Origin of the sequence: Streptomyces sp. 8L (assembly GCF_020176795.1) — a bacterium.
In the GTDB taxonomy this organism is placed as follows: Bacteria; Actinomycetota; Actinomycetes; order Streptomycetales; family Streptomycetaceae; genus Streptomyces.
In genome coordinates this window covers 1-3,848 of the sequence record NZ_JAIUKE010000480.1, presented here as the reverse complement: position 1 = coordinate 3,848, position 3,848 = coordinate 1, and the positions used below count along the sequence as shown (strand labels likewise).

Below are 3,848 nucleotides of genomic sequence, written 5' to 3'. Positions count from 1 at the left end.
CCGGTGGAGGGCGGTGTCCTGTGTACGGGCCTGGACGCTTGACGGGGGGGGGGGGGGGGGGGCGGGGGCACACGGCGGCTGGCCCGGGGCCGCGGCCGAACGATGATCGATCATCCTGGCACTCAGTGCCAGAAAATTACCGGAAGACCCTTGCGAGGTGGCACGGCGTGCCATACTTTGAAGGTGTCCGGCCTGTCCCCGCGGATGTCACCCCCGCGCCGCCGGACGCCTGCGTCACAGGCATTCCCACCGTGCTCACCCGCGCGCGCACCACCCGCCGAACCGACGGCACCCTCCATCGCCCGCAGCTTCGCCAGGTACACCCGGAGGTTCCCGTGAAGGACATCCTGGACGCCGTCCAGTCCCCCGACGCCACCGCCGCGGACTTCGCCGCGCTCCCGCTGCCCGAGACCTATCGCGCCGTCACCGTCCGCAAGGACGAGACCGCGATGTTCGAGGGCCTCGACACCCGCGACAAGGACCCGCGCAAGTCACTGCACGTGGACCAGGTGCCCGTGCCCGAACTCGGGCCCGGTGAGGCGCTGGTGGCCGTGATGGCCAGCTCCGTGAACTACAACTCGGTGTGGACGTCGCTCTTCGAGCCGCTGCCCACCTTCGGCTTCCTCGAGCGCTACGGCAGGCTCAGCCCGCTCGCCGCCCGGCACGACCTGCCGTACCACGTCATCGGGTCGGACCTGTCGGGCGTGGTCCTGCGCACCGGGCCCGGTGTCAACGCGTGGCACCCCGGCGACCGGGTCGTCGCCCACTGCCTCTCCGTCGAGCTGGAGAGTTCGGACGGACACAACGACACCATGCTCGACCCCGAGCAGCGCATCTGGGGCTTCGAGACGAACTTCGGCGGCCTGGCCGACCTGGCCCTCGTCAAGTCCAACCAGCTGATGCCCAAGCCGGACCATCTCAGCTGGGAGGAGGCCGCGGCGCCCGGGCTCGTGAACTCCACCGCGTACCGCCAGCTCGTGTCGCGCAACGGCGCCGGGATGAAACAGGGCGACAACGTCCTGATCTGGGGGGCGAGCGGTGGACTCGGCTCCTACGCCACGCAGTTCGCACTCGCGGGCGGCGCCACCCCCATCTGCGTCGTGTCGAGCCCGCGGAAGGCGGAGCTGTGCCGGCGCATGGGCGCGGAGGCCGTCATCGACCGCAGTGCGGAGGGCTACCGGTTCTGGCGGGACGAGCACCGCCAGGACCCGCGCGAGTGGAAGCGCTTCGGGGCGCGCATCCGGGAGCTGACGGGCGGCGAGGACGTCGACATCGTCTTCGAGCACCCGGGCCGCGAGACGTTCGGCGCCAGTGTGTACGTGACCCGCAAGGGCGGCACGATCGTCACCTGCGCCTCCACGTCCGGCTACACGCACGAGTACGACAACCGGTACCTGTGGATGTCGCTGAAGCGCATCGTGGGCTCCCACTTCGCCAACTACCGGGAGGCCTGGGAGGCCAACCGCCTGGTCGCGAAGGGCCGTATCCACCCCACCCTGTCCAAGGTGTACACACTGGAGGACACCGGCCAGGCCGCGTACGACGTGCACCACAACCTGCACCAGGGCAAGGTCGGTGTGCTGGCGCTCGCGCCCCGCGAGGGCCTCGGTGTGCGGGACGCGGAGATGCGGGCGCGGTACGCGGACGCCATCGACCTCTTCCGCCCCGAGCGGGCGGGGGTCGCCGCATGACGAACCCGGCCCCCAGGGACCGGCCCTGGCTGATGCGCACGTACGCGGGGCACTCCACGGCCGAGGCGTCGAACGCCCTCTATCTGCGGGGCCTCGCCAAGGGCCAGACGGGGCTGTCCGTCGCCTTCGACCTGCCCACGCAGACCGGTTACGACCCCGACCACCCGCTGGCACGCGGCGAGGTGGGCCGGGTCGGGGTGCCGGTGTCCCATCTCGGTGACATGCGGCGGCTGTTCGACGGCATTCCGCTGGAGCGCACGAACACCTCGATGACCATCAACGCGACGGCGCTGTGGATGTTCGCGCTGTACCAGGTGGTCGCCGAGGAGCAGGGCGACGACGCGCCCGGCTGCCTGACGGGCACCACGCAGAACGACATCGTCAAGGAGTACCTCTCGCGCGGGACGTACGTCTTCCCGCCCGGGCCGAGCCTCAGGCTGACCACCGACCTCATCGCGTACACGGTGCGCCGCGCGCCGCGCTGGAACCCGGTCAACATCTGCAGCTACCACCTCCAGGAGGCGGGCGCGACACCCGTGCAGGAGATCGCGTACGCGCTGTCGACCGCGGTCACGGTGCTGGACGCGGTCCGGGCCGGCGGGCAGGTGTCCGAGGAGGCCTTCGGCGAGGTGGTCGGGCGGATCTCGTTCTTCGTGAACGCGGGCGTCCGGTTCGTCGAGGAGATGTGCAAGATGCGCGCCTTCACCCGGCTGTGGGACGGCATCACCCGCGAGCGCTACGGCGTCGAGGACGCGCGCCGGCGCCGCTTCCGCTACGGCGTGCAGGTCAACTCGCTGGGCCTGACCGAGGCGCAGCCGGAGAACAACGTGCAGCGCATCGTGCTGGAGATGCTGGCCGTGACCCTCTCCAAGGGGGCGCGCGCCCGCGCCGTGCAGCTGCCCGCGTGGAACGAGGCCCTCGGGCTGCCGCGCTTCTGGGACCAGCAGTGGTCGCTGCGCGTGCAGCAGGTGCTGGCGCACGAGAGCGACCTGCTGGAGTATCCGGACCTGTTCGACGGGTCGCCCGTCGTCGAGGCCAAGGTGGCCGCTCTCGTGGACGCCGCGCAGGCCGAGATGGCGCGGATCGAGGAGCACGGCGGCCTGCTCGCGGCCGTCGAATCCGGCTATCTGAAGGGGCAGTTGGTCGCCTCGCACGCCGAGCGGCGGGCCGCCGTCGAATCGGGCGAGGCGAAGGTCGTCGGGGTGAACTGCTACGAGACGACGGAGCCGAGCCCGCTGACGGCGGACCTCGGCACGGCCGTCCTGACGGTGGACCCGGCGACGGAGGCCGGCGTGGTCGCGGCGCTCGCCCGATGGCGCGAGGGCCGTGACGAGGGGCGCGTACGCGAGGCCCTCGCCGCGCTCGCGGAGGCGGCGGCCGGGCCGGACAACCTGATGGACGCGAGTCTGCGGTGTGCCAGGGCCGGGGTCACGACCGGCGAGTGGGCGGGCGCGCTGCGCGCCGTGTTCGGGGAGTTCCGGGCGCCCACCGGGGTGAGCGGCGCGCCGGTCGGCACGTCGGCGCCCGCGGGCTCGCCGCTGGCCGCCGTGCGCGCGTCCGCGGCCCGTACGGCGGCCGACCTGGGTGTCGGGCGGCTGCGGCTGCTCGTCGGCAAGCCGGGGCTCGACGGGCACTCCAACGGCGCCGAGCAGATCGCGGTGCGCGCGCGGGACGCCGGGTTCGAGGTGGTGTACCAGGGCATCCGGCTCACGCCTGCGGAGATCGTGGCGGCGGCGCTCGCGGAGGACGTGCACTGCGTCGGCCTTTCGATCCTGTCCGGTTCGCACACCGCGCTGGTGCCGGACGTGCTGGAGCGGCTGCGCGAGGCCGGGGGCGGCGACATCCCCGTGGTGGTCGGCGGCATCATCCCGGCCGCGGACGCGGACGCCCTGCGCGCGGCGGGCGTGGCCGCCGTGTTCACGCCGAAGGACTTCGGTATCACCGAGATCATCGGCCGTATCGTCGACTGCGTACGGCAGTCGAACAGGCTCGACCCCCAGGAGGCAACCGCATGACCAGCCCCTCTTCCCCCGCGCCCGCCGGCCGGGCGCGCCCCCCCCCCCCGGGGCCCGCGCGGGGGCGCCGCCGCGGCCGCCGGGCGCGGCACCCCCGCGCTCGGCTGCCGGGTCCTCGCCGTGGACGATCCGGTTGTACTCC

2 protein-coding genes are annotated in these 3,848 nt (G+C 72.8%); both read left to right on the top strand.

All coding sequences use genetic code 11. From position 1 onward, the window contains the following. Nucleotides 1-335 precede the first annotated feature (335 nt). A complete protein-coding gene (ccrA, locus tag LCE31_RS31735) occupies nt 336-1,691 on the top strand; it encodes a crotonyl-CoA carboxylase/reductase (protein WP_225020527.1) in 1,356 nt (451 codons plus the stop codon). Next, on the top strand, nt 1,688-3,706 hold the full coding sequence (locus LCE31_RS31730; protein ID WP_225020525.1) for a protein meaA: 2,019 nt from the start codon (nt 1,688-1,690) through the stop codon (nt 3,704-3,706). The genes ccrA and LCE31_RS31730 overlap by 4 nt, the downstream gene beginning before the upstream one ends. Nucleotides 3,707-3,848: the final 142 nt, after the last annotated feature.

Coding starts and splice junctions, on each gene's coding strand:
- LCE31_RS31730 (WP_225020525.1), top strand. CDS start 1,688: ATGACGAACCCGGCCCCCAGGGACCGGCCCTGGCTGATGCGCACGTAC.